The organism is Dactylosporangium sp. NPDC000244, from assembly GCF_040300725.1.
GTDB lineage: Bacteria > Actinomycetota > Actinomycetes > Mycobacteriales > Micromonosporaceae > Dactylosporangium.
Genome location: NZ_JBEPEH010000034.1, coordinates 75,174 through 100,321 on the forward strand (window position 1 = coordinate 75,174; position 25,148 = coordinate 100,321).

Sequence of the window (25,148 nt, forward strand, 5' to 3'; positions counted from 1 at the left end):
CTCAGCGCTCCTCGGTCAGGACGGCGACGGTCTGCTCGCCGAGCAGCCGGCGCAGGGCCGCCAGTCCGTGGGCGGTCTGGCTCTTGACCGTGCCCTCGGCCACCCCGAGGATCTCGGCCACCTCGGCGACGGGCAGGTCGTAGAAGAACCGCAGCACCAGCACCGCCTGCTGGCGGCGGGGCACGCGGGCGAGGGCCTGACGCACGGCCGTCCGCTCGTCCCGGTCGTCCTCGGGCGAGATGCGTTCGGGGGGCGCCGCGAACAGCCGCACCCGCGACCACGCCAGTCGGCGCTCGTCGATGAACGTGTTGACGAGCATGCTGCGGACGTACCGATCCAGATGCTCCGCCCGCCGCACCTTCGCCCACTTCACGTAGAGCGTGGTGATGGTCTGCTGCACCAGGTCATCGGCCCGATGCGCGTCGCCGCTGAGCACGTAGGCGAGGCGGTGCAGGGCCGGCAGCCGGGCCGTGACGTACTCGACGTAGTCGTCCATCCCCTACCTCCCAGGAAATCGTCTTCCCTGAGACGGGTGCGGCGAAGGCTCAGGTTGTACGCGACTTTTCCGTCCACACGACCAGCTGCTCGGTGCCGTCGATCTCGGTGGTGTACCGCCGCGACGGCACCTCCACGAAGCCGAAGCGCTTGTGCAGCGCGATGACCGGCTTGTTCCACGCGAGCGTCCGGCCGCCGAACGCGCGCAGGTCCATCTCCCCGAACGCGTAGGCGACCGCCGCCTTCTCCAACTCCATCCAGGCCGGCAGCAGCTCGGCGCGCGCCTCGAGGCCGTCGACGTCGAGGAAGAAGCCCCATTCGGCGGTACGGCCGGCCGGATCGTGATCGTTGAAGGTCACGACGCCGCAGTCCCGCCCCCGATAGGAGAAGATCAGCACCCGCCGGGCCGGGTCCGAGCACACGTTGCCCCACCACTGGGCGTGCCCCTCGGGCGTGATGAACGCCGTGTAGATGCTCGCACCCCTGGTCTTCGGGTGGTTTCGCCAGCTCCGGATCGTCTCCACGTCGGACTCGCGGGCCTCGCGCAGCACCTTCGGGACCTCCTGGGTCGTTGAACCGCATGACGATCCGTACAACTCGCGCACCACCCTCAGGGATGCGCCGACCCCGAAGGACCGCCGATGAGCAACCTCGACCGTCTCCGCGCCGCGTTCCGCACGGCGCTGGGCCTGCCGGAGGACCTCGACGTCGACCGGCTGGAGTACCGCGGCATCGAGCAGTGGGACTCGCTGGCGCACCTGACGCTGATCGCCGAGATCGAGGACGCCTTCGACGTCATGATCGACACCGACGAGGTCATCGACCTGAGCTCCTTCGACAAGGCCGTCGAGATCCTGGGGAAGCACGACGTTGCGCTCGCCGGCTGAGCACACGCGGGTCGCCCTGGTCACCGGCTCGTCCCGCGGGATCGGCCGGGCGATCGCCGCGGCCCTGGCCGCCGAGGGCTACCAGCTCGTGCTGCACGGGCGCGAGGAGGGCTCGGCCAAGGCCGCGGCCGAGGCGATCCCGGGCGAGCACCTGCTCGTGCACGGCGACGTGAGCCGCCCCGAGGACGTCGCCGACATGGTCCGCGCCGTCTTCGAGCGCCACCGCCGCCTCGACGCGCTGGTCGTCAACGCGGGCGCGCACGAGGCCGGGCTGCTCGGGATGATGGGCGCCGAGGCCGTCGACCGGCTCTTCGCCGTGAACGCGGCCGGCGCCGCGCACACGTTGCAGGCGGCGGTGAAGCTGCTGCGGCGCGGTACGACTCCCGCCGTCGTGCTCCTCGCCTCCGTCATGGGCACGTCCGGCGCCGCGGGCCAGGCGATCTACGGCGCCTCGAAGGCCGCCGTCGCCGGGCTCGCACGGGCCGCAGCCAAGGAGCTCGGGCCCGCGGGCATCCGGGTCAACGCGGTCGCGCCCGGGTTCGTCGAGACCGACATGCTCGCCTCGCTGGACGAGGCCGGGCGGGCCGAGCGGATCGCGGCGACCCCGCTGCGCCGCCTGGGCCGGCCCGAGGAGGTCGCCGACGTGGTCGCGTTCCTGCTCTCGCCGAAGGCCCGGTTCGTCACCGGCCAGGTCATCGGCGTCGACGGAGGGGTGGTCGTATGACGACCCTGCGGCATCCGAACGCGCGGATCATCGACGCGGCGACCGGGGACGTGGTGCGGGACCTGGTGCGGCCGGGGCTCTTCGACGGCGTCCCGCCCGGCGTGGTGCTCCTGCGCATGCCGACCACGGTGGAGGCCGTGGTCCGGTACGTGACCGCGTTCGAGACCGGGCGCCCCGTCGCCCTGCTCGACCCCGGGCTGCCGGACGAGACCCTGCTGGAGTTCGTCGACCGCTTCGAGCCCGCCGCCGTCCTCGGGCCCGTTCCCGAGGAGCTGCCGAAGTCGTACCAGGCCGTCGCCGACGGCTGGGTGCGCGAGACGCCGCCGGAGACCGCGCCCCACCCGGACCTCGCGGTGCTGCTGGCCACGTCCGGCTCCACGGGCGACCCGAAGCTGGTGCGGCTGTCCCGCCGCGCGGTCCTGGCCAACGCCGACTCGATCATCGAGGCGCTCGGGATCACCGGGGCCGAGGTCGCGATCAGCGCGCTGCCGTTCTACTACAGCTACGGCATGTCCGTGCTCAACACCCACCTGGCCGCCGGGGCCACGCTGGTCGTCGAGCCCGAGGGGCTGCTCGGCCGCGGGTTCTGGCCCGCCATCGACAGCCTCGGGGTGACCTCGCTGGCGTTGGTGCCGTCGCAGTACGAGATGCTGGTCCGCCTGCGCTTCGACCCCGCCCGGCACCCGGCGCTGCGCACGCTCACCCAGGCCGGCGGCCGGCTGCGTCCGGAGCTGGCGCGCGACTTCCACGAGCGGATGACGTCGGTCGGCGGGCGGCTGTTCGTCATGTACGGCCAGACGGAGGCCGCCCCGCGCCTCACCACGCTCCCGGCCGGCCGGCTCGGCGAGAAGCTCGGCTCGGTCGGCCCCGCGGTCCCCGGCGGGCGGCTGAGCATCCGGCTCGAGGACGGCACCGAGACCACCGCGCCGGACGTGCGCGGCGAGGTGCTCTACCGCGGCCCCAACGTGATGCTCGGCTACGCCGAGACCGCGGCCGACCTCGCGCGCGGCGACGACCACGGCGGCCTGCTCGTGACCGGCGACCTGGGGCGGCTCGACGCGGACGGGTACCTCTGGATCGACGGGCGCCGCAAGCGCTTCGGCAAGGTCTTCGGGGTGCGGCTCAACCTCGACGACGTCGAGCGGATGCTGCCCGTGCCGGCCGCGGCCGTCTCCGGCGACGACAAGCTGATCGTCTTCGTCACCGACGGGGAGCCGCCGCACCTGCGCCGGACCCTGGCCGACCGGCTCAAGCTGCACTGGACCGGCTTCGAGGTGCGCGCGATCGAGGCGCTGCCGCTGCTGAGCAACGGCAAGGTCGACTACCGCGCGCTGGAGGGTCTGCGATGACCGTCTTCACGCTGCCGGAGCTCGAGAAGGAGGCGCGGCTGCTGCCACGGCTCATCGAGCTGACCGAGCGGCACCGGGTGCGGGGCTCGGCGTACGCCAACATCCTCGCCGCGACCGGGCACCCCACCGGCCGCGTCTACCGCGACACCGCCGAGCTGCCCTGGCTGCCGGTGCGGCTGTTCAAGACCCACGCGCTCAAGAGCATCCCCGACGACGAGGTGTTCAAGGTCCTCACCTCCAGCGGGACCACCGGCGACGTGAGCCGGATCTACCTCGACAAGGCGGCCGCGGCCGCGCAGACCCGGATGCTCGGCGAGACCCTGCAGACCGTGCTGGGCCCGCGCCGGCTGCCGATGCTCGTGGTCGACACCAAGTCGGTGATCAAGGACCGGCGCTCGTTCAGCGCCCGGGGCGCGGGCGTGCTGGGCATGGCCACGTTCGGCCGGGACCACGTCTGGGCCCTGGACGAGGCCGGGCGCCCCGACGCCGAGGCGGTCCGCGGCTTCCTGGCCGCGCACGGGGACAAGCCGTTCCTGGTGTTCGGCTTCACCTTCATGGTGTGGCAGTACCTCTACGAGCTCGCCCGCGACCACCGGCTGGACCTGGCCAACGGGATCCTCGTGCACTCGGGCGGCTGGAAGAAGCTCGCCGACCGCCGGGTGGGCAACGCCGAGTTCCGCCGCGCCTTCCGCACCGACACGGGCCTGACGCGCATCCACAACTTCTACGGGATGGTGGAGCAGATCGGGGTCGTCTACCTCGAGGGGCCCGACGGGGACTCGCTGTACTGCCCCGACTTCGCCGACGTCGTGATCCGCGATCCCGACACCTGGGAGCCGCTGCCGCCCGGCCGCCCGGGGCTGGTCGAGGTGCTGTCGACGCTGCCGGAGTCGTACCCCGGCCACGTCCTGCTCACCGAGGACCTCGGCGTGGTGCACGGCGTCGACGACGGGGCCTGGCCCGGGAAGCGGTTCTCGATCCTGGGCCGCCTGCCGCGGGCCGAGGCGCGGGGCTGCAGCGACACGTTCGTGGGGGCAGTCGTTTGAGCCAGTTCATTGTGAAATTTCCGCATTTTTCGGCCGGCGTCGGCCTGGACACCCTCCTGGCCGAGGTCAACGCCGAGCCGCCGGGCGGGCGCCTGGTCGTCGGCGACGAGCGCATCCGCGACTTCCTGGTCGCGTTCTCCCGCCGCCTGCTGCGCCCCGACTTGGCGCGACGCCACCCGGAGCTGGGCTCGCTCGGCTTCTTCCTGCGCAAGGGCGAGCTGGCGCGGGCGGTGGCCCGCCTCGGCGACGGCGTGGCCGGTCAGCGCCGGGCCCCCCGCGGCCTCGTGCTGCACTTCCCGCCGGCGAACGTGGACACGATCTTCGTGTACAGCTGGGCGCTCTCGGCGCTGGCCGGCAACCACAACGTGGTGCGCATCTCCTCCCGCTCCGCCGGCGCGGCCGACGCGGTGCTGGAGGCGCTCAACGACGTGCTCGCCGAGGCCGATCCGGCCGTGGCGCGGACGCAGCGGATGGTGACGTACGACCGCGACGACACGCTGACCGCGGCCCTCAGCGCGGCGTGTGACCTGCGGGTGCTCTGGGGCGGGGACGCCTCGGTGACCGCGCTGCGCCGCCACCCGATCCGCCCGCTGGCGCGCGAGCTGGCCTTCCCGGACCGCAGCTCGTTCGCGGCGATCTCGGTCGCCGGCTGGCGCTCGGCCCCGGCGCAGCAGCGGCGCGCGGCGGTCGCCGGATTCGCCAACGACCTCTACTGGTTCGACCAGGCCGCGTGCTCCTCGCCGCGGGACCTGTGCTGGGTGGGCGACCCGGCGGACGCCGAGCACGCCCGCGCCGAGTTCACGGGCCTGCTGGCCGAGGAGATCTCGCTGCGCGGCTGGAGGGTCGACCCGGCCATGGCGGTGGAGAAGTACGTGGCCACCTACGGGCTTGCCGCCGAGGGCGCCGCGACCCGGGTCACGTTCGCCGGCAACGCGCTGGCCGAGGTGGAGCTGGCCGGCCTCGAGGAGCTGCAGCGCGGCTGGCTCGGCGCCGGCACCGTCTGCCACGTCACCGTCGGCTCGCTCGCCGAGCTCGCCCCGGCGATCCGGCGCAAGGACCAGACTCTCGCGCACTTCGGCTTCACGCTCGCCGACCTCGACGACTTCGTCACCCTCGTGGCCGGGCGCGGCCTGGACCGGATCGTGCCGTTCGGGCAGGCGCTGACCTTCGCCGGCGTCTGGGACGGCCTCGACCTGCTGCACGAGTTCACCCGCATCATCACGGTCGCTTAATTTTTGGAGCTTCGCGTGTCAGTCTCCGTCGTCGTCCCCTGCTACCGCTCGGCGAGCATCCTGCCGCGGCTGGTCCAGCGGCTGGGCGCGGTCCTGCCGGTGATCGACCCGGTGCACGAGATCATCCTCGTGGTCGACAGCACCGACGCCACCTGGGACGTCGCCCGCGACCTGGCCGCCGAACACCCCCACGTGCAGGCGATCCGGATGGCCCGCAACTACGGCCAGCACAACGCGCTCATCGCCGGCATCCGGGCCGCGTCCTGCGAGCGGATCATCACCATGGACGACGACCTGCAGCATCCGCCGGAGGAGCTGCCCAAGCTCGTAGCCGCACTCACCGACGACCTCGACGTGGTCTACGCGGTCTCCGAGGCCGAGGAGCACGGCCTGCTGCGCAACCTGAGCTCGTGGGGCGCCAAGAACCTGGTGATGGGCCGCACCATGGGCATCCCGAACGCGGACGTCCTCGGCGCGCTTCGCATCTTCCGCACCTTCCTGCGGTCCGGCTTCGACCAGGTGAGCGGCCCGCACGTGTCCGTGGACATCGTGCTGTCCTGGACCACCACCCGAGTCGGTTCGGTCGTGGTACGCATGGACCAGCGCACCGAGGGGCGGTCGGGCTTCACGTTCCGGTCGCTCATGAAGCACGCGATCAACATGATCCTCGGCTACTCCACGAAGCCGCTGCGGCTCGTGACGTACCTGGGTTTCCTCATCGGCGTCTGCGGGGTGCTGCTCACCCTGCGCCTCGTGTGGCTCTACTTCACCGGGGACACGAAGGTCGCCGGTTTCACGACGCTCGCCTCACTGATCACGATCTTCTCGTCGGCGCAGATGATCGGGATCGGGGTGCTGGGGGAGTACCTCGGACGCGTACACGCCCACGGCATGGGCCGCCCGACGTACGTGGTCCGCGAACACTTCCTCAAGAGCGAGGGCTGAGCCCCGATTGTCCTGACGCCGCGCCAGCCGGTCAGGACGTGCTCGCGTCCTCGCGCAGGCACCTGGCGCTCGGGCCGGACGGACCGGTCACGGCGCGGTAGCTGATGCGCCGAGTCGTTCCGGCAACGGCGGCTCGCGAATATCACCGCTGTAGTTCCCAACGCCCACTTGACCAGCGAAAACGCCGAGCGATCATGGCTGCATGGGTGTCGTGCTCCACGCGAACGGCTGGCGGGTCGAGGAGACCGTCGGCGACTTCGACGACAGCGGCCGCCGCACCTGGTTCGAGGCGGTCTCCCCGCTGGGCGCCCGGTCCTTCGTGACCGTCGCCGGCTTGCAGCGACTCCTGCACGCACACGGGCTCGACGTCGGCGACCTGCGGATGGTGCCCCCGGACCGGCTCAGCGAGTTCGACGACGGCTGCGAGTAGCCCTCACCGCGACGTCGGCTAGGCGGCCGAGGCGAACGACTCGCCGTCGGTCATGATCGGGACCGTGTGGGAGACGCCCGACTGGGCGGCCAGGCGCACGTCCTCCGAGAAGCCCCGCTGGATCAGCTCCTGCCCGCTCACGCACCGCCGCACCGCCGCCCCCACGTTGCGCACCGCGGCCAAGGCGGCCAAGGAGACCGCGGCCTCCACCGACAGCGGCGCGCCCAGCATCGAGAGTCCGTCGAGCACCGCGGCCGCGCCGAGGAGGTCTTCGACGCACGGGCGCAGGGTGCCGTCCGGCCAGAGCTCGCCCGCCGCGATCACCCCCACCGCGCTCGTCGGGGTGCCGTGGCCGTGGGCGTGCAGCCAGCGGGCCACCGCCGGGGCGTTGCGCAGGCACGCGGCCACCACCGGGACGCCCGTCGACGCCGCGGCCGAGCAGATCGTGGCGCCGTTCGGGGAGGGCAGGACCAGCTGGTCGACCAGCGGGGCCGACTGCAGGGCGGCCGGGGACAGGCTCCAGGGGTGGTCGGCGGTGGTCTGCCGGCGGCCGACCGCCACGGCCGCGCCCAGGCGGGTCGCGTACGCGTGGGCCTGGTCGCTCCAGGGGAACGGGTGGACGCGGATGCCCCGGCTCACCGCGACGTCCACCGCGGTCGAGAAGGACAGCACGTCCACCACCACCAGGACCGAGCAGACGCGGGCCAGTTCGGCCGCGCCCGCTGGGCCCCAGTCGAAACGGGCGCCCGAGCCGGGCTGGCTGTAGACGCCCTCAGCCATTCGAGGTCAGGTCTCGTCGGTGTCTAGCGGGGCGTGCGGCACCTCGGGGGCCTCGATGTTCTCGAAGACGCTGTCGAACTCCGGCGAGGGGGCGCGGTAGGCCGGGGCCTCCGTCGACACCTCGCCGAACAGGGACGGCAGGGTGCCCATCCAGGCGGACCGCAGCTCGTCCAGGGCGATCGTGAACTGGCCGCGGATGTCCAGCGTGCGGCTGCGGCCGTCGACCGAGCCGATCACCGTGGCCGGGAGGCCGTGCTGGGCGCACAGGGCGGTGAACGCCTTCTCGTGGCCGCGCGGGACGGACACCAGGGCCCGGGCCGTCGACTCGGAGAAGAGGGCGACGAACGGGTTCAGGCCCTCCGGCAGGTTGATGTTCGCGCCGCAGTCGTAGCGCAGGGTGGCCTCGACCAGAGCCTGGGCCAGGCCGCCGTCCGAGAGGTCGTGCGCGCTGGACAGGTGGCCGCGCTCGCCCGCCTCGGTCAGGACCGAGGCCAGGATGCGCTCGCGGGTCAGGTTCACGCGCGGGGGCAGGCCACCCAGGTGCGAGTGGGTCACCCAGGCCCACTCGGAGCCCGAGAGCTCCTCCGTGGTCTCGCCCAGCAGCACGATCAGGTCGCTGTCGCCGCCGAAGCCCATCGGGACGCGGCTGCCGACGTTGCCCATGATGCCCAGGACGCCCACGACCGGGGTCGGGTGGATGGCCTGCGTGCCGGTGGAGTTGTAGAAGGAGACGTTGCCGCCGGTGACCGGGATGCCCAGCTCCGCGCAGCCGTCGGCCAGGCCGCGGACGGCCTCGGCGAACTGCCACATGACCTGCGGGTCCTCCGGCGAGCCGAAGTTGAGGCAGTTGGTCACGGCGAGCGGGGTGGCGCCGGACGCGGCCACGTTGCGGTAGGCCTCGGCGAGCGCCAGCTTGGCCCCGTTGTACGGGTCGAGGCGGGCGAAGCGCGCGTTGCCGTCCACCGACAGGGCGACGCCGAGGCCGCTCTGCTCGTCGATGCGGATCACGCCGGCGTTCTCGGGCTGGGCGAGGATCGTGTTGCCCTGCACGTACCGGTCGTACTGCTCCGTCACCCAGCTCTTGTCGCACAGGTTGGGGCTGGCGGCCAGCCGCAGGAGGGTCTCCCGCAGCTCGACGCCGGTGCGCGGGCGGGGCAGCGTCTCGGCGCGGTCGGCCTGCAGCAGAATGAGGTCCGCGGGCTCGCGCATCGGCCGGGCGTACACCGGGCCGTCGTCGACCAGCGACCCCGGCGGCACGTCGACGACGGTCTCACCCTTCCAGGTGATGACCAGCCGGCCGGTCTCGGTGACGGTCCCGATCGCGGTGGCGATGACGCCCCAGCGCTCGGCGACGCGCAGCACCTCCTCGAGCTTGGCCGGGTCGACGATGAGCAGCATGCGCTCCTGCGACTCGCTGGCCAGCACCTCCTGCGGGTCCATCGAGGCCTCGCGCAGCGGCACCGTGTCCAGGTTGATGTCCATGCCGGTGCCGGCGGAGGCGCTGGTCTCGGTGAGGGCGCAGGTCAGACCCGCGCCGCCGAGGTCCTGGACGCCGACGATCAGGTCGCGCTCGTACAGCTCCAGGCAGCTCTCGATGAGGAGCTTCTCGATGAACGGGTCGCCGACCTGCACCGAGGGGCGGCGGGCCGGGCCGTCGGCGTTGAAGGTCGCGCTGGCCAGCACCGACACGCCGCCGATGCCGTCGCGCCCGGTCTTCGCGCCCAGGAGCACGACGATGTTGCCGGGGCCGTGCGCCTCCTTGTTCTGCAGGCGGTTGACCGGCAGCACGCCCACGCAGAGCGCGTTGACCAGCGGGTTGCCCTGGTAGCACGGGTCGAAGACGACCTCGCCGCCGATGTTGGGCAGGCCGAGGCAGTTGCCGTAGCCCCCGACGCCGGCGACGACCCCGGGCAGGACGCGCTTGGTGTCCTCGTGGTCGGCGGCGCCGAAGCGCAGCGGGTCCATCACCGCGACCGGCCGGGCGCCCATGGCGAGGATGTCGCGGACGATGCCGCCCACGCCGGTGGCCGCGCCCTGATACGGCTCGACGAAGCTCGGGTGGTTGTGCGACTCGACCTTGAAGGTGACCGCGATCTCGTCGGAGATGCGGATCACGCCCGCGTTCTCGCCGATGCCCGCGAGCATCAGGTCGGACTTGGGGGCCTTCTCGCTGAACTGGCGCAGGTGGACCTTGCTGCTCTTGTACGAGCAGTGCTCACTCCACATGATCGAGTACATCGCCAGCTCCGACGTGGTCGGGCGGCGGCTCAGGATCGAGCGGATGCGCTGGTACTCGTCCTCCCGCAGACCCAGCTCCTCATAGGGCTGCTCGTCGTCCGGAGTCTTGGCGGCCTCATCGACGGTGTCGAACGTTTCCGCGGTCATACACGGGCTCCAAGGTGAGCGAGCACGGACGTGAAGATGCCCAGCCCGTCGATCGAGGGACCGGTCAGCACCTCCACCGCGTGCTCCGGGTGGGGCATGATCCCGACGACGTTGCCGGCTGCGTTGCTGATCGCCGCGATGTCGTGCAGCGAACCGTTGGGGTTTCCGCGGATGTACCGCGCGACGACCCGCCCCTCCGCCTCGAGCTCGTCCAGGGTCCGCGCGTCGGCCATGTAGCAGCCCTCGCCGTTCTTGACCGGGATGACGATCTCCTGGCGCGGCTGGAAGCCGACCGTCCACGCGGTCGTGTTGTTCTCGATCCGCAGGCCCTGGTCGCGGTTGCGGAAGTGCAGGTGCTGGTTGCGCGTGAGCGCGCCCGGCAGCAGGTGGGCCTCGCAGAGCACCTGGAAGCCGTTGCAGATGCCGAGCACGGGCAGCCCTTCGCCGGCCGCCTTCACGATCGAGTCCATGACCGCGGAGAACCGGGCGATGGCGCCGGCGCGCAGGTAGTCCCCGTAGGAGAAGCCGCCTGGCAGGATGACGGCGTCCACCCCGTAGAGGTCGCCGTCGGCGTGCCACAGCGGGATGGCCGCGGCCCCGGCGAGGTGCACGGCACGGGCGGCGTCGCGGTCGTCGAGCGAACCGGGGAACGTGACGACCCCAATGCGGGCGGTCACTGCTCCTCGACCTCCGCCGGCTCCGGCTGCTCCTCGACCCGCAGGGTGAAGTCCTCGATCACGGGGTTGGCGAGCAGCTTGTCGGCGATCTCACGGGCGCGGTCGAGGTCCGCGGAGCCCGCGAACTCGATCTCGATCCGCTTGCCGATGCGCACGGAGGCGACATCGTCCACGCCGAGACGCGGAAGCGCGTTCGCGACGGCCTGACCCTGCGGGTCGAGGATCTCCGGTTTGAGCATGACGTCCACCACGACGCGGGCCACGGGGCACTCCTGACGTTGAGTCGGGCGCTCGAGGGCGAGCGACACGAGCCTACCGGGCGGGGCTCCGCCGCAGATCACCGCCCGTGTCACACGGTTCGGACGACCACGCGGCGAAGCCCTAGAGAACATCGCCCGACTCGCATCTTACCGATCCGCCGAGAAGCCCAAGATCGACGCTCAGAGGATGGGAGGTGGCACGTAAGCACCCGCCGAAGGGTGGGCCGCCACGACCGCCGAGACCTGCTCGACGATGGCCGCCACCTGGGCCGATGCCGCTCCGACGAACGCTGACGGGTCGGCCACGAGGGCCTGCACGTCGCCCGTGGACAGCCGCAGCCGCTCGTCGCCGGCCAGCCGGGTAAGGAGGTCGTTGTCCTGGATGCCCTTTTCGCGCATGGCGAGCGCCACGGCGACGGCGTGCTCCTTGATGGCTTCGTGAGCATCCTCACGGCCGACGCCGCGCCCGACAGCCGCGACGAGGACCCGGGTGGTGGCCAGGAAGGGCAGGTACCGATCCAGCTCCCGCGCCACGACCGCCGGATATGCGCCAAACTCGTCCAGTACCGTCAAAAACGTCGCAAACAACCCGTCGACCGCGAAGAACGCGTCCGGCAGCGCCACCCGCCGCACGACCGAGCACGACACGTCGCCCTCGTTCCACTGGTCGCCGGCCAGCTCGCCGACCATCGACAGGTAGCCGCGCACGATCACCGCGAGCCCGTTGACCCGCTCGCAGGAGCGCGTGTTCATCTTGTGCGGCATCGCCGATGAGCCGACCTGGCCCGCCTTGAAGCCCTCGGTGACCAGCTCGTAGCCGGCCATCAGGCGGATCGTGGTGGCCAGGCTCGACGGGCCGGCGACGGCCTGGGCCAGCGCGGACACCACGTCGAAGTCCAGCGAGCGCGGGTACACCTGGCCGACGCAGGTCAGCACGTTGCGGAAGCCGAGGTGCTCGGCCACCTTCCGCTCCAGCTCGGCGACCTTCCCCGCGTCGCCGCCGAAGAGGTCGAGCTGGTCGGCCGCGGTGCCGACCGGGCCCTTGATGCCGCGCAGCGGATAGCGCTCGATCAGCTCGTCCAGGCGGCGGTACGCGATGAGCAGTTCCTCGGCCGCGGAGGCGAAGCGCTTGCCGAGCGTCGTGGCCTGCGCGGGCACGTTGTGCGAGCGGCCGACCATGACCAGCTCGTCGTACTGCTTCGCCCGCGCCGCGAGCCGGGCCAGCGTCGCCACCATCCGGTCCCGGACCACCTCGAGGGAGATCCGGATCTGCAGCTGCTCGACGTTCTCGGTGAGGTCGCGGGAGGTCATCCCCTTGTGGATGTGCTCGTGCCCGGCCAGCTCGGAGAACTCCTCGATGCGGGCCTTCACGTCGTGCCGGGTGACCCGCTCGCGCTCGGCGATCGAGACCAGGTCGACGTCGTCGAGGACCCGCTCGTAGGCCTCGACGACCCCGTCCGGCACCGCCACGCCGAGGTCGCGCTGGCCCTTGAGCACGGCGAGCCAGAGCCGGCGCTCCAGCCGGACCTTCTCCTCGGGCGACCAGACCTCGACCAGCTCGGGCGAGGCGTAACGGGCGGCGAGCACATCGGGAATCCGCGCTTTGTTCACGCCTCCATTGTGACTACGTCCGCGGCGGGTGATCACGCTCGGGCTGGCCGTAGTGCAGAGCGACACGGTCGGCGTACAGCAGCTGGGCCGCGAGCCCGAGCACCAGGAACAGCAGCAGCATGGGCAGCGGCAGGAGCCGGGCCAGCGGCAGCTCGTCCAGGTGGCGGCCGTACTGCTGCATCGTGATCATCACCGCGTAGGTCCCGGTCGGATGGGTGTTGGTGCCGTTGACGAAGGGCCACAGCGCGTCCTGCGCCTGCACGAACCAGGTCGCCAGGTAGGCGATCCCGAGCATCGGCAGCCCGGGCCAGATCACCGACCACCAGGAGGCCGGCCGCCCCTCCTGGTGCAGCACCTCCCGGCGCAGCGCCTGGCCGCGGAACAGCATCGCCAGCAGGATGAGCGCCGGGATGGTCACCCGCGACGGCGGGACGAGGGCGAGGAACGTGTTGAGCCGGCCGGCGGTCGCCCCCGCGGCGTACTCCCGCAGCACGAGCGGCCCGACCCCGACGAACAGGAACAGGCCGAACGGCAGCAGGAGCAGCTCGCTGTAGCGGCCGAGGGGGCGCAGGCCGCTGATGCCGAACGCGGCCAGCCCGGCCACGGTCACCCCGATGAGCGTGGAGATCAGGGGCGGCAGCCACGTGTTGGCGAAGGTCGCCGGGAGCTTGTCGTTGTCGTCGGTGATGCGGCTCAGCCAGGGCCAGATCCCGATCAGGGTGACGACGAGCACGATGAGCAGCAGGCCGCCCAGCGGGCCCCAGCCCCAGGCGCGCCCCTCGCGGACGACGCCGGTGACTTGGCCGGTGACTTGGCCGGTGACTTGGAAGCGCAGGTTGGTCACGATGATCAGGACGGTCGCGGCGGCGCCGAGCAGCATCAGGGGCACCAGCAGGACCGACGAGATCGCGGTGGCGACGCCGAAGTTGAAGTTGACGAATCCGTACCGCGTCATCTGCAGCACCGGCGAGGCCTCCTGGAAGACCTGCGCGAACGCGAACTCCTGCAGGGCCAGGCCGATCACGGTCAGCACGGCCAGCAGTCCGCCGAGGACCACCCCGGGCCACGGGCTGCGGCCGCTGCGGAAGGCGGCCAGGTAGAGCAGGGCGGCGGCCGCCGTGACGACGCCGAAGGTGCCCAGCCAGAAGGCCGAGAGCTGGGAGTGCCCGTCGGCGAAGTGCGCGACCGCGATGCCGAAGGGCGTGAACGCGACCAGCGGAAAGGTCAGCAGGCCGCGGGCGACCCAGCGGCCCGTGCGGCCGGTGGTCTCGGCGGCCCAGGCCACGGCCGGGGCGACCACGACCACGGCGAGCAGCGGCAGGAGCGCGAGCAGCAGCGTGGTGCCGATCGCGCCGCCCAGCCCGTTCTCGAACGCCTTGCGGTAGTTGTCGAACCCGACGGATTCGCCCGTCGCGTCGCCGGAGAACGTCCGCAGGCCGCTGAGCCGGTTGAACGAGCTCTTGAAGGTCCAGAACACGGGCTCGACGTAGGAGGTGATGAGCAGCACCAGTGCCGGGAGCACCAGTACGAGGCCGACGACCACCTGCCAGGCGGGTCGGGGGGTGGCCGGGCGCAGCATCGTGGGCTGGACGGTCATGCCGTCGATGCTATGGGCCCGGCGCACTTTCAGCGCGTCAAGATGGCCGTGACGCCCTGGCCGCCCGCCGCGCAGATGGAGATCAGGCCGCGCCCGGAGCCCCGTTCGGCGAGCAGTTTCGCGAGGGTGGCCACGAGCCGGCCGCCGGTCGCGGCGAAGGGGTGCCCGGCGGCCAGGGACGAGCCGTTCACGTTGAGCTTCGCGCGGTCGATCGCGCCCAGCGGCTCGTCGAGGCCGAGGCGCTCCTCGCAGAAGCGCGGGTCCTCCCAGGCCTTGAGGGTGGCCAGCACCTGCGAGGCGAAGGCCTCGTGGATCTCGTAGTAGTCGAAGTCCCGCAGCGTCAGGCCGGAGCGGGCCAGGAGCCGGGGTACCGCGTACGCCGGGGCCATGAGCAGCCCGTCCTGCCCGCTCACGAAGTCCACGGCGGCCGTCTCGGTGGCCCCGAAGTACGCCAGCACCGGCAGTTTGCGCGCCTTCGCCCAGGCCTCCGAGGCCAGCAGCACCACGGCGGCGCCGTCGGTGAGCGGCGTGGAGTTGCCGGCCGTCATGGTCGCGGTGGGGCCGCGCCCGTAGACCGGCTTGAGCCCGGCCAGCTTCGCCGGCGACGTGTCCGGGCGCAGGTTCTGGTCGCGGGCGAGGCCGAGGTAGGGCGTGACGAGGTCGTCGAAGAACCCGCGCTCGTAGGCGGCGGCGAGCCGCTGGTGCGAGGCCAGCGCCAGCTCGTCCTGCTCCTCGCGGCCGATGCCGAACTCGGCCGCGGTCAGCGCCGCGTGCTCGCCCATCGACAGCCCGGTGCGCGCCTCGGCGTTGCGCGGAATGTCCGGTTTGAGCTGCGCCGGGCGGAACCGGCTCACCGCGCGCAGCCGGGCGCCGAGCGAGCGGGAGCGGTTGAGCTCCATCATGATCCGCCGGGCGTCCTCGTTGACGCCGAGCGGCGCGTCCGAGGTGGTGTCGACGCCGCCGGCGATGCCCACCTCGATCTGCCCGAGGGCGATTTTGTTGGCGACCAGGATCGCCGCCTCGAGCCCGGTGCCGCAGGCCTGCTGCACGTCGTACGCCGGGGTCCGCGGGTCGAGCCGCGAGCCGAGCACGGATTCCCGTGTCAGGTTGAAATCGCGGCTGTGCTTGAGCACCGCACCGGCGGCGACCTCGCCCAGCCGCTCACCCGCGAGGCCGAAGCGGGCCACGAGCCCGTCTATGGCGGCGGTCAGCATGTCCTGGTTTGATGCAGTGGCGTAGGCGCTGCCCGAGCGGGCGAAGGGGATGCGGTTGCCGCCGACGACCGCGACTCGGACGGGGGGTTCCGAGGGGGCATTCGAGGGGGCCATCGGAGTCTCCTTCTCGACGGGGCAGGGCATTCTGGCGCTACCCTACTCATGAGTAGGTTAGCGCGCGGAGTTGTGACTGGGGAGGCACGCAATGACCGATCGCTACGCGACCTTCGCCCACTCGGGCGCCGGGAGGTTCCTGGTCAGACGCCTCGGCCTGCCGGATCCGCCGCCGCTTCGCCGCTTCCGGGCCGGGGAGGGACTCGGGCCGGTCACCCTCGGCGGCGACGGGCGGCTGGCCGAGCCGACCCGGCACATCCTCGACAAGCTGCCGACCGTCCTCGGCGACGGCGAGCGGCCCGCCGCGCTCATCTTCGACGCCACGGGCATCACCGACAGCGCCGGCCTGCGCGCGCTCTACGAATTCTTCCACCCGGTGATCCGCTCGCTGCGCCCGTCGGGCCGGGTGATCGTGCTGGGCAGTCCGCCCGAGCTGTGCACGAGCGCCCGGGAGGCCACCGCGCAGCGGGCGCTCGAGGGGTTCGTGCGCTCGGTCGGCAAGGAGATCGGCCGCGGATCGACGGCCCAGCTGGTCTACGTGGCGCCGGGGGCCGAGGAGGCGACCGAGTCCACCCTGCGCTTCCTGCTGTCGGGGCGCTCGGCGTACGTCTCCGGCCAGGTCATCCGCATCGGCCCCGCCGCCGTGGACGTGCCCGACGACTGGGACCAGCCGCTCGTGGGCCGCACCGCCGTGGTCACCGGGGCCGCCCGCGGCATCGGCGCGGCCATCGCCGAGGTGCTCACCCGCGAGGGCGCGCACGTGGTCTGCCTCGACGTGCCCGCGGCCGGCGAGGAGCTGGCGCGGGTCGCCAACGAGCTGAAGGGCACCGCGCTGCAGCTGGACCTGACCGCCGGGGACGCCCCGCGCCGGCTCGCCGACTTCATCGCCACCCGGCACGTGCACGCGGACATCTTCGTGCACAACGCCGGGATCACCCGGGACAAGACCCTCGGGCGCATGGACGAGGGGCAGTGGGCCTCGGTGATCGACGTGAACCTCGCCGGCCAGGAGCGGATCAACGACGTGCTGCTCGCCGAGAACCTGCTCGGCGGCAACGGCCGGATCGTCTCGGTGTCCTCGGTCTCGGGGATCGCCGGCAACCGCGGCCAGACCAACTACGCCACCTCGAAGGCCGGCGTGATCGGGCTGGTGCAGGCCAGCGCGGGCGCGGTCGCCGAGCGCGGGCTCACGATCAACGCGGTCGCGCCCGGCTTCATCGAGACCAGGATGACCGCGGCCATGCCGATGTTCGTGCGCGAGGGCGGCCGGCGGCTCAACAGCATGTCCCAGGGCGGGCTGCCGGTCGACGTGGCCGAGACGATCGCCTGGCTGGCCCACCCGGCGTCCGGCGGGCTCAACGGCAACGTCGTGCGGGTGTGCGGGCAGAGCCTCCTGGGGGCCTGATGGAGACCACCGTCCTCGCGGCGCCGCCCCGGCTCGGCCCGCTCTACCGCGCCGCCGCCCTGCGCCGGCCCCGCGGCGGCACGCTTCCCGAGCGGGAGCTGCGCCTCGACGAGGTGCGCGTCGACCTCGCGCACCTCGCGGAGTACGACCGGGCGTGCGGGTTCCGGCTGCGCGACGAGCTGCCGGCGACCTACCCGCACGTCCTCGCGTTCCCGCTCGCCCTCGCGCTCATGACGGCCGCGGACTTCCCGTTCCCGGTGCTGGGCGTGGTGCACGTGGCCAACGCGATCGAGGTCCTCCGCCCGCTGACGTCCTCGGACGCGTTCTCCTTGTCGGTACGCGCCGAGGACCTCCGCCCCCACGAGCGCGGCACGCAGTTCGACATGGTCGCGACCGCCTCGATCGCCGGCGAGCCCGTCTGGCACGGGCGGTCGACGTATCTGCGCCGCGACGGGAGCAGGTCGGACCGGAAGGACACGGCCGAGCCCCCGAAGCCCCCGCAGCCCACCGCGGTCTGGCGCGTGCCGAGGCGGACGGGGACCGACTACGCGGCCGCGTCCGGGGACCGCAACCCGATCCACACGAGCCGAATCCTCGCCCGCGCGTTCGGCTTCCGCTCCACCATCGCGCACGGGATGTGGACGAAGGCCCGGTGCCTGGCCGCGCTCGAGGGCCGCCTGCCGGAGCGGTACACGGTGTCGGTCCAGTTCAAGCGCCCGATCCTGCTGCCCGCGACCGTGGCGTTCTCGGCGCGTGACGGGCAGATCGCCGTACACGATCGGGGGACAGGGGCGCCGCACCTCACCGGCACGATCGTTGAACCCCGCTGTGCAGACGCTGACGAGGGCGCCCGCTGAGCCCGTGAGCGCGGCGCCCAAGGGTGCGCTCTCCGGGCGGCTCGCGGGTCCGGCCCTGCTGCTCGCGGCCGCGGTCGCGGTGCTGTGGTTCTACCGTGTCCCGCCCCTGAGCACCGCGCTGTTCGGGCTGTACGTCGCGCTCGGCATCGCGCTCCCGGGGACCCTCTGGTGGCGGCTGCTGCGCGGCGGGCCGTCCTGGTTCGGCGGGGACGTGGCCGCGGGGCTTGTCGTGGGGTACATCGGCGAGGTCTTCTGCTATGTCCTCGCCCGGCTCATCGGGGCCCCGCTCCTGGTGCTGGTCTTCCCGCTCGGCACCGTCGCGCTCTTCGCCGCCGCGCCGGGCCTGCGGCGGCACCTGCGCCGCGACCCGCACGCCGAGCGCCCGCCCGCCCTGTGGGTGTGGGCGATGACCGCGCTCTCGGGGATCACGCTGGTCTGGAGCGTCAAGTTCTTCCGGGTGTACGGCCTGAGCTACCCCGCCAACGCCTCGCCCGACACCGACAGCCCGTTCCACCTCGCGCTGGTGGGCGAGGCCAAGCACCACATGCCGATGACGATCCCGTGGATTCAGGGCGAGCCGCTGCTGTACCACTGGTTCGTCTACCCCGAGATGGCCGCGACGAGCTGGGTGACCGGCATCGAGCCCAACGTGCTGCTGCTGCGCCTGTCGATGCTGCCCATGCTCATGGCGTTTCCGGTGCTCGTCGCGCTGCTCGCCCGCCGGGTCATCGGCGGCTGGTGGCCCGGCGTCGCCGCGAGCGCCATGACGCTGCTCGTGCTCGCCCCCAACCCGTACCAGTGGCAGCTCAACGCCTTCTACCGCGACCTCGCCTTCAGCGGCTTCGACGACGGCGCCTACCTGCGCCAGACCGCGTGGACGGGCCCGACCCAGACCTTCGGCGCGCTGCTGTTCGTCCCGGTGCTGCTCGTGCTCGCCGATCTGCTCCAGGGCGCGGGCGGGCGGCGGCAGTGGCTGCTCTTCGCCGTGCTGCTCGCGGGCGTGACCGGCGGCAAGGCGACCTACCTGCCCCTGCTCGCCGCCGGCCTCGCCCTGCTCGTGCTGGTCAAACGGTTCCGTCACCGCGCCGCGCTGGTCGCGCTCGGCGTCACCGTCGCCGCGATCGTCGCCGCCCAGGTGCTGCTGTTCGGCTCCAGCAGCCAGGGCACGCGGCTGGCGCCGCTGACCGACGTGGTCACCGGGGGCATCGGGGTGACGACGGGCTTCAGCACCGACCGGGTGCCGTGGAAGCTCCTGGTGCTCGCCGGCCTGACGGTGCTGTGCTGGGCCGCGATGTGGGCGGGCATCGGCCGGCTGCGGCGCCCGTCGCCGGCCCTGATCGTGATGCTCGGCATCGGCATCGCGGGCGCGGCCGCGACGATGCTGCTGGGCCAGGACGGCGACTCGCAGCGCTACTTCCTCGAGTCGGCGCGCCCGTACCTGTGCATCGCCGCGGTGGCGGGCCTGTCCCGCTGGCGGGTGCTGACGGTCTCGGCCGTGGCCGGGGTGATCATCATCCAGGTCGTGCAGTCGCTCGGGCGGGACAGCATTCCTCGCAACGGCTCGGTCTGGGATCTGGTGCTGCCGTACGCGGCCCTGGCTCTGGTGCTCGGGCTTGCGTACGGGGTGACGACATGTCCGCCGCTCCGCGACGGACATGTCGGACATTTCGTAATATTGGGGCTAGTGCTGGGCTTCGGGGTGAATACCAGCGTGCAGCACTTCGTGCTCATCGCGGCGGAGTCGCGGCAGAGCGGCCTGCGGGATGTGGTGCGCAGCCCGCGGTACATCAGCCAAGGCACTTTGGAAGCGGGTCGCTGGCTGCGGGATCACTCCAGCCCCGCGGATCTGGTCGCGACCAATGCGCACTGCCTGCCGTTCGACGGCCGGTGCAGCAATCTCCACTTCTCGATGACGGCGTACTCCGAACGGAGGATGCTCGTCGAGGGCTGGGGCTTCTCCACCACCGCGCACGAGCGCGCCGACGAGCTCGGCATGTGGTCCGGAGCGGTGCCGTACTGGAAGCCCGAGGTGCTCGCCGCCAACGACGCCGTGTTCGCGGATCCGAGCCCCGAAAATGTGGACGTTCTTCGCAATCGCTACCGAGTCCGGTGGCTGTTCGTTGATGAAACGCAGAGCAGCGTTTCGCCGCGACTTGCGACCTTTGCGAAGTTCCGCTTCCGGTCCGGGGTCTGCGTGGTGTACGAGCTGCCCCGTTCCTGACGTTAGGTAGGCGCTTTGAAGGCAACGAAGCAACTCGCCGTCCCGTTCAACAAGGGGTACCTGACCGGAGCCGAGCCCGCGTACCTCCAGCAGGCGATGGCGAACGGCCCGATGACGGGCGACGGCCCCTTCACCAAGCGCGCGAACCAGCTGCTGAACCAGATCATCGGCGCCCGGCACACCCTGTTGACGACCTCGTGCACGCACGCCCTGGACATGACCGCGCTGCTGCTCGACCTCGGCCCCGGCGACGAGGTCATCCTGCCGTCGTTCACCTTCTGCTCGACCGCGAACGCGTACGCCCTGCGCGGCGCCCGCCCGGTCTTCGTCGACTGCCGGGCCGACACCCTGAACATCGACGAGCGCCTGATCGAGGCGGCCATCACGGACCGCACGCGCGCGATCGTCGTCGTGCACTACGCGGGCGTGGCGGTGGAGATGGACGCCATCATGGCCCTGGCCCGCCGCCACGATCTGGTGGTCATCGAGGACAACGCGCACGGCCTGGGCGGCACCTACCGCGGCCGCAACCTGGGCTCGATCGGCGAGCTGGCCACGCAGAGCTTCCACGAGACCAAGAACATCCACTGCGGCGAGGGCGGCGCCCTGATCCTGAACGACGAGCGCTTCTACGACCGCGCCGAGATCATCAGGGAGAAGGGCACCAACCGCGGCCAGTTCTTCCGGGGCATGGTGGACAAGTACCGCTGGATGGACCTCGGGAGCTCGTACCTCCCCTCGGACCTGCTGGCCGCGTTCCTGACGGCCCAGCTGGAGCACTTCACGGAGATCCAGCGCCGCCGCATGCACGTGTGGAACAGCTACCACAATCGCCTGGCCACGTGGGCCGTGGAGCACGGCGTGATCCAGCCGACGGTCCCGTCCGACAGGACCCACCCCGCGCATCTGTACTACCTGTTGCTCCCGGACCTGCAGAGCCGCTCGGCGATGCTGGGCCACCTGCTCGAGCAGGGCGTGCTGGGCACCTTCCACTACCAGCCCCTGCATCTGGCGCCCGCCGGCCGGAAGTACGGCCGCACCGACGGCTGCCCGGTGACGGAGGACGTGGCGGATCGCCTGCTGCGCCTGCCGCTCTACGCCGGCATGGACGACGACGACATCGACCTCGTCATCAGGGCGGTGGAGTCGTACCGCCCGGTGCGCCGAACCCCGCACCCGGCCGCGGCCTGCCCCAAGTGACCACGACGGTAGAACGAGTCCTGACCGACCGCCGCGTGCGATACGTGGCGGTCGGCGCCGTCTCGTCGGCGGTGTACTACGCCCTGTTCACCGCGATCTACCTGACCACGCGCGACCACCTGCACTACTTGGCCATCCCGGTCCTGGCCAACTTCGGCTGCGCCCTGGCGACCTATCCGCTGCAGCGCCGCTGGGTCTTCCAGTCGAAGGGCCCGGTGGTCTCGGGCTTCCTGAAGTTCTACGTGATCTGCCTGTGGGCGCTGCTCTTCACGTACGCGGGCCTGCCGTTGCTGGTGGAGCTGGCCCACATCCCCGTCCTGGCGGCGCAGGCCATCCTGATCGTGACGGCCCCCCTCATCAACTACCAGCTGAGCAAGTGGTGGGCCTTCCGCCGCTAGCCGACGTCGCAGTAGACCGCGATCTGCGTCCGGCGCGCCTCGATCCCGTCCGGCACGTGCCGCCCCGCGACCCGATCCCCGGCGTGGGTGCCGGCGCAGTATTCGCCGTTGTAGGCAACGGCCTCGCCCCCGACGATCGCCCCGCCGGCATCGCGGTACACGATCGCGCCGCCGGAGGCGGAAAGCCCACGACACGGCGCCGTGGCGAGGTTGGCGGGCATCAGAAAGTCGGGCGGACTCGGCCCGTCAGCCTCGGCGAGCACGTCATAGCGGTGGAACAAGGGGTTGTACCGCTCGACCTTCACCCAGCGCCCACCCTGAACCACAGTGTCGACTCGCGCGACGGCGATGCCTTGCTCCGGCCGCACGTCGATCACTGCTCCTACGGGCAGCCCAGCCCCGGGCAACACCACGGGCAGCAACCGCGGCGCGAGGGCAGCCACCTCCCGACCACCGGCGTCGACCAGCTTGAAGGTCACCGTTGCTCGATACGCGGCCGGCCCGGAGGCACGGTTCGCGACGATCGCGCCGACGCTGAACGTCCACGGGCCGAGCTTGCTCATGCCCTGCTCCGCCACGAGCAACGCGTTCGTCGGCGGCGCGTCGGCGTCCCTCGGGGCCGAGGCCGAACAGCCGGCGGCTGTCGCCGAGCGGGACCACCAGAACCAGACTGCACCACCGATCAGCAGTGCGACGGCCACCATCGCGGCCCCGAAACGCCCCCGTGTCATGGTGTCCAGGCTTCGCCTCGCTGGGGCGACGGACAAGAAGCAATTCGCGCCTGTGGATAACTCCGAGAAGACGCAGCTGGCAAACCCGCGCGGCAGCCGGAGCTGCTGGAGGAGTTCTACGGCGCGGCGGGTGGTGCCTGGAGGCAACGCCGAACACTTGCTGGAGAGCGAGTTTGCTCGGGATTGGCTGATTGGGCTGCAGTTAGCCAGCCTCGATCCGCCACGCCACACTTAACCGAGGGCGAGCAAGCTCATCAGTCCTTCGGTTCTCCCGGCGGTCAACGGGACCCGTTATGACTCTCCGGTCCACTTAGCATGCCAATAACCGACAGGGATCCGGAAGGCGTTCATTGTCGGCAGCACGCCTGGCTGACGGTTAGTCGCTGAATTTGAACTGGTACTCAAGCGCGGCCAGGGCCGCTCGGATAGCGAATCGACTGACTTCGAAAGGCTGGCCCGAGTCGTCGATGCGATGTGGAGATCGTGTTGTTCCGCGGGCAGCCCCGTCTACACCATAGTGCAAGACCATGTATCGAGGAGATATTTCGGCGCTTAGTCGACGCCGTTGGAGTCTTCATCGTTGTCGTTGTCGTTGTCGTTGTCGTTGCCGGGCCAGAACTCGGGATGATCGTTGAATATTAATGACGTGAGACGTGGCCTTCAGCGAAGAAGGTTCGAATCTGTGAGGTGAGGCGCTCCGCAGATTCGAGTGATCGCTTTCCTTCGCGAACGATCACCTGTTGCCACTCATCAAGAAGGTCATCCGACCACAAGAACTCGTGGATTGCATCTTCGGCAAGGGTCAACATGATGTCCATAAGGGATAACGGAAATAGGACGTTCGTGTCGACAAAAACTCGCGTCAAGGCTAACCGATCCTCGCGGAGGCTTAATAGGGGTAGTCTTCCGATTCGATCAGCTCGGCTATGCGGTCATTTCCAGTACGGCGGCGTTCGCGTCGCTCCTGAAATGCCAATACGTCGGCTAGCTTAACTACTCGATGATTACTGTTGGGCAATCGTTCGAACGGAATTTGGCCATGATCGAGTAGTCGCGCCACGAAGGGACGCGACAGCCCGAGCATCTGGCCCACCTCCGCGGGCGTAAGGAGGCTCTCCGAGGCAAGGATCGTCACCGAGTGACCAGCCGACAACTCTTCTGCGGAGGCGCGCAAGATTTTTGCCAACGGCTCGGGCAGCACAACTTCAGTGCCGCCGGGTAGGCGCACACTCACTTCGCCCCCGTGGGCTACGGCCGCGCTCACTTGAGCGACGGTGTCATGATCATGGGCACTGGCTTCGACCTTCGTGGCAGCGCCGAGGACGCTAGATCTAGTCACCGAATCACCGGCCTTCCGTATCGGTAATAACTGTAACCTGCCGCGGTTTATGCTGGCCAGCCTCGCGTCCTGCCGGTGATCGGCGAGCACGATCGGTCGCACGGCGGTTCATGCCTGGGCCGGTGCTGTGGCCAACAGCTACCGATCGCGGACTTCGCAAGCCCCACAGCGCTGTCGGTTGGCAGCGAAGCTTGGCCAGGTGCATCGACAGTCAAAGGCGGGCGGGTGGCAGCGGGTACAGGCGCACTACAACGTCAGGCTGGCGAAGAACCGGGAGGCTGGGTGGCTGGTCTCATCCACGGCTCATCCACAACCAGCGGTCCGTAGCCGGTTCGAGTGGGACTCAGTCACAGAGATCGACGACGCCCGCTGAGTTGCGTTCGCGCTGGTCAACGGGCGTTCTAGCTGAGCTTTGGCGGAGGGCGTGGGATTCGAACCCACGGAGACGCGGAACGCCTCACCGGTTTTCAAGACCGGCGCCATCGGCCACTAGGCGAGCCCTCCAGCGGAACGACGCTAAGTGTGCCAGATCCCCGCCCGCGCGTGGCACGTCACCCACGTGAGGGACGTCGTTCGGGCGAACGCGTGCCGGTGAACCCCCGAACACGGCCGGGCAAATGCCGTCCAAGCGGGCGTGAGCTGCGCAGACTCGAAAGGCAGGTTGCTGCGACGGGGGGATGGGACCGTGCACCTCTTCTTCAACGATCCGCGGGACGGGTGCGTCACTCGGCACCGCCGTATTGTCCGGCCCTCGCTCGCCGCGCTTGTTGTCGGGGGAGTCGGGGTTGCGGCGCTCGGGGTCGTCATCGGGTCGGCGGGGTACGACACCAAGGGGAGTGGCGGGCCGCCCCGGGCCGAGGGTGGGGGGTTTGCCGTGCCGGCCGCGACCGGCAGTGCGCGTGGGGCCAACGCCAGTGGGCCGCTGGGGATGAGTACCGTTCCCGCCGCCCCTGTGCCGATTCTCGACCTTGGGGTCACGCCCAGCCCCGCGGCTCCGGCGGCGGTGCAGACGCCGGGTGAGAAGAGGAAGGCCGTCGTGCGGGTCGAGCGGACCACGCCGCGGCCTAAGGCGCCGGCCGCGACGGCGGCTCCGGCGCCCGTGCCGGTGGTGGTCGTGACCGAGGAGCCCGTTGTCGAGGAGCCCGAGCCCACCGAGGAGCCGGTCGACGTCGACGAGCATCAGGGGCGGCATCGCTGGCATCAATGGGGTGACGGCCACCGGTGGCGGCCGTGGTGGGAGCAACGATGATG

Annotated in this window: 23 protein-coding genes, 1 tRNA gene and 1 pseudogene; 13 read left to right on the forward strand and 12 right to left on the reverse strand. The window is 71.1% G+C overall.

Translation table 11 applies throughout. From position 1 onward, the window contains the following. Position 1 precedes the first annotated feature (1 nt). Both ABT369_RS40125 and ABT369_RS40130 read right to left on the reverse strand, forming a co-directional pair. Positions 2-496, reverse strand: coding sequence for a SigE family RNA polymerase sigma factor (locus ABT369_RS40125; RefSeq protein ID WP_350620554.1), 495 nt, complete (start codon positions 494-496; stop codon positions 2-4). Between the two features lie 49 nt (positions 497-545). Continuing rightward, on the reverse strand, positions 546-1,046 hold the full coding sequence (locus ABT369_RS40130) for a GNAT family N-acetyltransferase (protein WP_350620556.1): 501 nt from the start codon (positions 1,044-1,046) through the stop codon (positions 546-548). Between the two features lie 90 nt (positions 1,047-1,136). On the opposite strand from ABT369_RS40130, the gene ABT369_RS40135 reads away from it, so the two are divergent. The 7 genes from ABT369_RS40135 to ABT369_RS40165 all read left to right on the forward strand — a co-directional run bounded on the left by ABT369_RS40135 (position 1,137) and on the right by ABT369_RS40165 (position 7,108). Continuing rightward, complete coding sequence (locus tag ABT369_RS40135) at positions 1,137-1,382, forward strand: acyl carrier protein (protein WP_350620558.1); 246 nt, start codon at positions 1,137-1,139, stop codon at positions 1,380-1,382. Then, complete coding sequence (locus tag ABT369_RS40140) at positions 1,366-2,106, forward strand: SDR family NAD(P)-dependent oxidoreductase (RefSeq protein ID WP_350620560.1); 741 nt, start codon at positions 1,366-1,368, stop codon at positions 2,104-2,106. Before ABT369_RS40135 ends, ABT369_RS40140 begins: the two co-directional genes overlap by 17 nt. Next, a complete protein-coding gene (locus tag ABT369_RS40145; RefSeq protein WP_350620562.1) occupies positions 2,103-3,455 on the forward strand; it encodes an AMP-binding protein in 1,353 nt (450 codons plus the stop codon). The genes ABT369_RS40140 and ABT369_RS40145 overlap by 4 nt, the downstream gene beginning before the upstream one ends. Then, positions 3,452-4,501 (forward strand): LuxE/PaaK family acyltransferase, encoded by a 1,050-nt coding sequence (locus tag ABT369_RS40150; RefSeq protein WP_350620564.1) that lies wholly within the window; start codon positions 3,452-3,454, stop codon positions 4,499-4,501. Before ABT369_RS40145 ends, ABT369_RS40150 begins: the two co-directional genes overlap by 4 nt. A gap of 11 nt (positions 4,502-4,512) precedes the next feature. Further along, complete coding sequence (locus tag ABT369_RS40155) at positions 4,513-5,733, forward strand: acyl-CoA reductase (protein WP_502891878.1); 1,221 nt, start codon at positions 4,513-4,515, stop codon at positions 5,731-5,733. 15 nt (positions 5,734-5,748) lie between these two features. Further along, positions 5,749-6,678: a glycosyltransferase family 2 protein gene (locus tag ABT369_RS40160; RefSeq protein ID WP_350620566.1), complete on the forward strand. Its 930-nt coding sequence runs from the start codon at positions 5,749-5,751 to the stop codon at positions 6,676-6,678. A 202-nt stretch (positions 6,679-6,880) separates the two neighbouring features. Next, positions 6,881-7,108, forward strand: coding sequence for a hypothetical protein (locus ABT369_RS40165; RefSeq protein ID WP_350620568.1), 228 nt, complete (start codon positions 6,881-6,883; stop codon positions 7,106-7,108). Positions 7,109-7,126: 18 nt separating this feature from the next. Here ABT369_RS40165 and ABT369_RS40170 read toward each other — a convergent pair whose 3' ends face one another. The 7 genes and pseudogenes from ABT369_RS40170 to ABT369_RS40200 form a co-directional block, all read right to left on the reverse strand. Then, positions 7,127-7,888 (reverse strand): 2-phosphosulfolactate phosphatase, encoded by a 762-nt coding sequence (locus ABT369_RS40170; protein ID WP_350620569.1) that lies wholly within the window; start codon positions 7,886-7,888, stop codon positions 7,127-7,129. A gap of 6 nt (positions 7,889-7,894) precedes the next feature. Next, positions 7,895-10,255, reverse strand: a pseudogene (gene purL / locus ABT369_RS40175) (phosphoribosylformylglycinamidine synthase subunit PurL); the annotation flags it as partial. Between the two features lie 14 nt (positions 10,256-10,269). Further along, positions 10,270-10,950, reverse strand: coding sequence for a phosphoribosylformylglycinamidine synthase subunit PurQ (gene purQ, locus ABT369_RS40180; RefSeq protein ID WP_350620571.1), 681 nt, complete (start codon positions 10,948-10,950; stop codon positions 10,270-10,272). Continuing rightward, positions 10,947-11,213, reverse strand: a complete 267-nt coding sequence (gene purS / locus ABT369_RS40185; RefSeq protein WP_350620573.1) for a phosphoribosylformylglycinamidine synthase subunit PurS — start codon at positions 11,211-11,213, stop codon at positions 10,947-10,949. Before purS ends, purQ begins: the two co-directional genes overlap by 4 nt. A gap of 177 nt (positions 11,214-11,390) precedes the next feature. Beyond that, positions 11,391-12,821, reverse strand: coding sequence for an adenylosuccinate lyase (purB, locus tag ABT369_RS40190; protein ID WP_350620575.1), 1,431 nt, complete (start codon positions 12,819-12,821; stop codon positions 11,391-11,393). 13 nt (positions 12,822-12,834) lie between these two features. Continuing rightward, positions 12,835-14,418, reverse strand: a complete 1,584-nt coding sequence (locus ABT369_RS40195) for a hypothetical protein (RefSeq protein WP_350620577.1) — start codon at positions 14,416-14,418, stop codon at positions 12,835-12,837. 29 nt (positions 14,419-14,447) lie between these two features. After that, the gene (locus tag ABT369_RS40200) at positions 14,448-15,746 is read right to left on the reverse strand and encodes an acetyl-CoA C-acetyltransferase (RefSeq protein ID WP_350620579.1); all 1,299 of its coding nucleotides are present in this window, start codon (positions 15,744-15,746) and stop codon (positions 14,448-14,450) included. A gap of 91 nt (positions 15,747-15,837) precedes the next feature. Here ABT369_RS40200 and ABT369_RS40205 point away from each other — a divergent pair, with 91 nt between their 5' ends. From ABT369_RS40205 to ABT369_RS40225, 5 genes are read left to right on the forward strand one after another with little or no spacing between them, the layout of a single operon-like run. Beyond that, the gene (locus tag ABT369_RS40205) at positions 15,838-17,151 is read left to right on the forward strand and encodes a 3-oxoacyl-ACP reductase (RefSeq protein WP_350620581.1); all 1,314 of its coding nucleotides are present in this window, start codon (positions 15,838-15,840) and stop codon (positions 17,149-17,151) included. Continuing rightward, a complete protein-coding gene (locus tag ABT369_RS40210) occupies positions 17,151-18,008 on the forward strand; it encodes a MaoC family dehydratase (RefSeq protein ID WP_350620583.1) in 858 nt (285 codons plus the stop codon). Before ABT369_RS40205 ends, ABT369_RS40210 begins: the two co-directional genes overlap by 1 nt. Before the next feature lie 4 nt (positions 18,009-18,012). Further along, a complete protein-coding gene (locus ABT369_RS40215; protein ID WP_350620585.1) occupies positions 18,013-20,229 on the forward strand; it encodes a hypothetical protein in 2,217 nt (738 codons plus the stop codon). 15 nt (positions 20,230-20,244) lie between these two features. Then, complete coding sequence (gene rffA, locus ABT369_RS40220) at positions 20,245-21,429, forward strand: dTDP-4-amino-4,6-dideoxygalactose transaminase (protein ID WP_350620587.1); 1,185 nt, start codon at positions 20,245-20,247, stop codon at positions 21,427-21,429. Continuing rightward, a complete protein-coding gene (locus ABT369_RS40225) occupies positions 21,426-21,827 on the forward strand; it encodes a GtrA family protein (protein ID WP_350620589.1) in 402 nt (133 codons plus the stop codon). Before rffA ends, ABT369_RS40225 begins: the two co-directional genes overlap by 4 nt. On the opposite strand, the gene ABT369_RS40230 is transcribed toward ABT369_RS40225, so the two are convergent. The 3 genes from ABT369_RS40230 to ABT369_RS40240 all read right to left on the reverse strand — a co-directional run bounded on the left by ABT369_RS40230 (position 21,824) and on the right by ABT369_RS40240 (position 24,401). Beyond that, positions 21,824-22,531, reverse strand: a complete 708-nt coding sequence (locus ABT369_RS40230) for a hypothetical protein (protein ID WP_350620591.1) — start codon at positions 22,529-22,531, stop codon at positions 21,824-21,826. The two genes, ABT369_RS40225 and ABT369_RS40230, sit on opposite strands and share 4 nt — an antisense overlap. A gap of 916 nt (positions 22,532-23,447) precedes the next feature. Continuing rightward, positions 23,448-23,999, reverse strand: a complete 552-nt coding sequence (locus ABT369_RS40235; RefSeq protein WP_350620593.1) for a helix-turn-helix domain-containing protein — start codon at positions 23,997-23,999, stop codon at positions 23,448-23,450. Positions 24,000-24,310: 311 nt separating this feature from the next. Further along, a tRNA-Ser gene (locus tag ABT369_RS40240) sits at positions 24,311-24,401 on the reverse strand. A gap of 181 nt (positions 24,402-24,582) precedes the next feature. On the opposite strand from ABT369_RS40240, the gene ABT369_RS40245 reads away from it, so the two are divergent. After that, a complete protein-coding gene (locus tag ABT369_RS40245) occupies positions 24,583-25,146 on the forward strand; it encodes a hypothetical protein (RefSeq protein WP_350620595.1) in 564 nt (187 codons plus the stop codon). Positions 25,147-25,148 lie beyond the last annotated feature (2 nt).

Coding starts and splice junctions, on each gene's coding strand:
- ABT369_RS40125 (WP_350620554.1), bottom strand. CDS start 496: ATGGACGACTACGTCGAGTACGTCACGGCCCGGCTGCCGGCCCTGCAC.
- ABT369_RS40135 (WP_350620558.1), top strand. CDS start 1,137: ATGAGCAACCTCGACCGTCTCCGCGCCGCGTTCCGCACGGCGCTGGGC.
- ABT369_RS40145 (WP_350620562.1), top strand. CDS start 2,103: ATGACGACCCTGCGGCATCCGAACGCGCGGATCATCGACGCGGCGACC.
- ABT369_RS40150 (WP_350620564.1), top strand. CDS start 3,452: ATGACCGTCTTCACGCTGCCGGAGCTCGAGAAGGAGGCGCGGCTGCTG.
- ABT369_RS40165 (WP_350620568.1), top strand. CDS start 6,881: ATGGGTGTCGTGCTCCACGCGAACGGCTGGCGGGTCGAGGAGACCGTC.
- ABT369_RS40170 (WP_350620569.1), bottom strand. CDS start 7,888: ATGGCTGAGGGCGTCTACAGCCAGCCCGGCTCGGGCGCCCGTTTCGAC.
- ABT369_RS40195 (WP_350620577.1), bottom strand. CDS start 14,418: ATGACCGTCCAGCCCACGATGCTGCGCCCGGCCACCCCCCGACCCGCC.
- ABT369_RS40200 (WP_350620579.1), bottom strand. CDS start 15,746: ATGGCCCCCTCGAATGCCCCCTCGGAACCCCCCGTCCGAGTCGCGGTC.
- ABT369_RS40205 (WP_350620581.1), top strand. CDS start 15,838: ATGACCGATCGCTACGCGACCTTCGCCCACTCGGGCGCCGGGAGGTTC.
- ABT369_RS40210 (WP_350620583.1), top strand. CDS start 17,151: ATGGAGACCACCGTCCTCGCGGCGCCGCCCCGGCTCGGCCCGCTCTAC.
- ABT369_RS40230 (WP_350620591.1), bottom strand. CDS start 22,531: ATGGTGGCCGTCGCACTGCTGATCGGTGGTGCAGTCTGGTTCTGGTGG.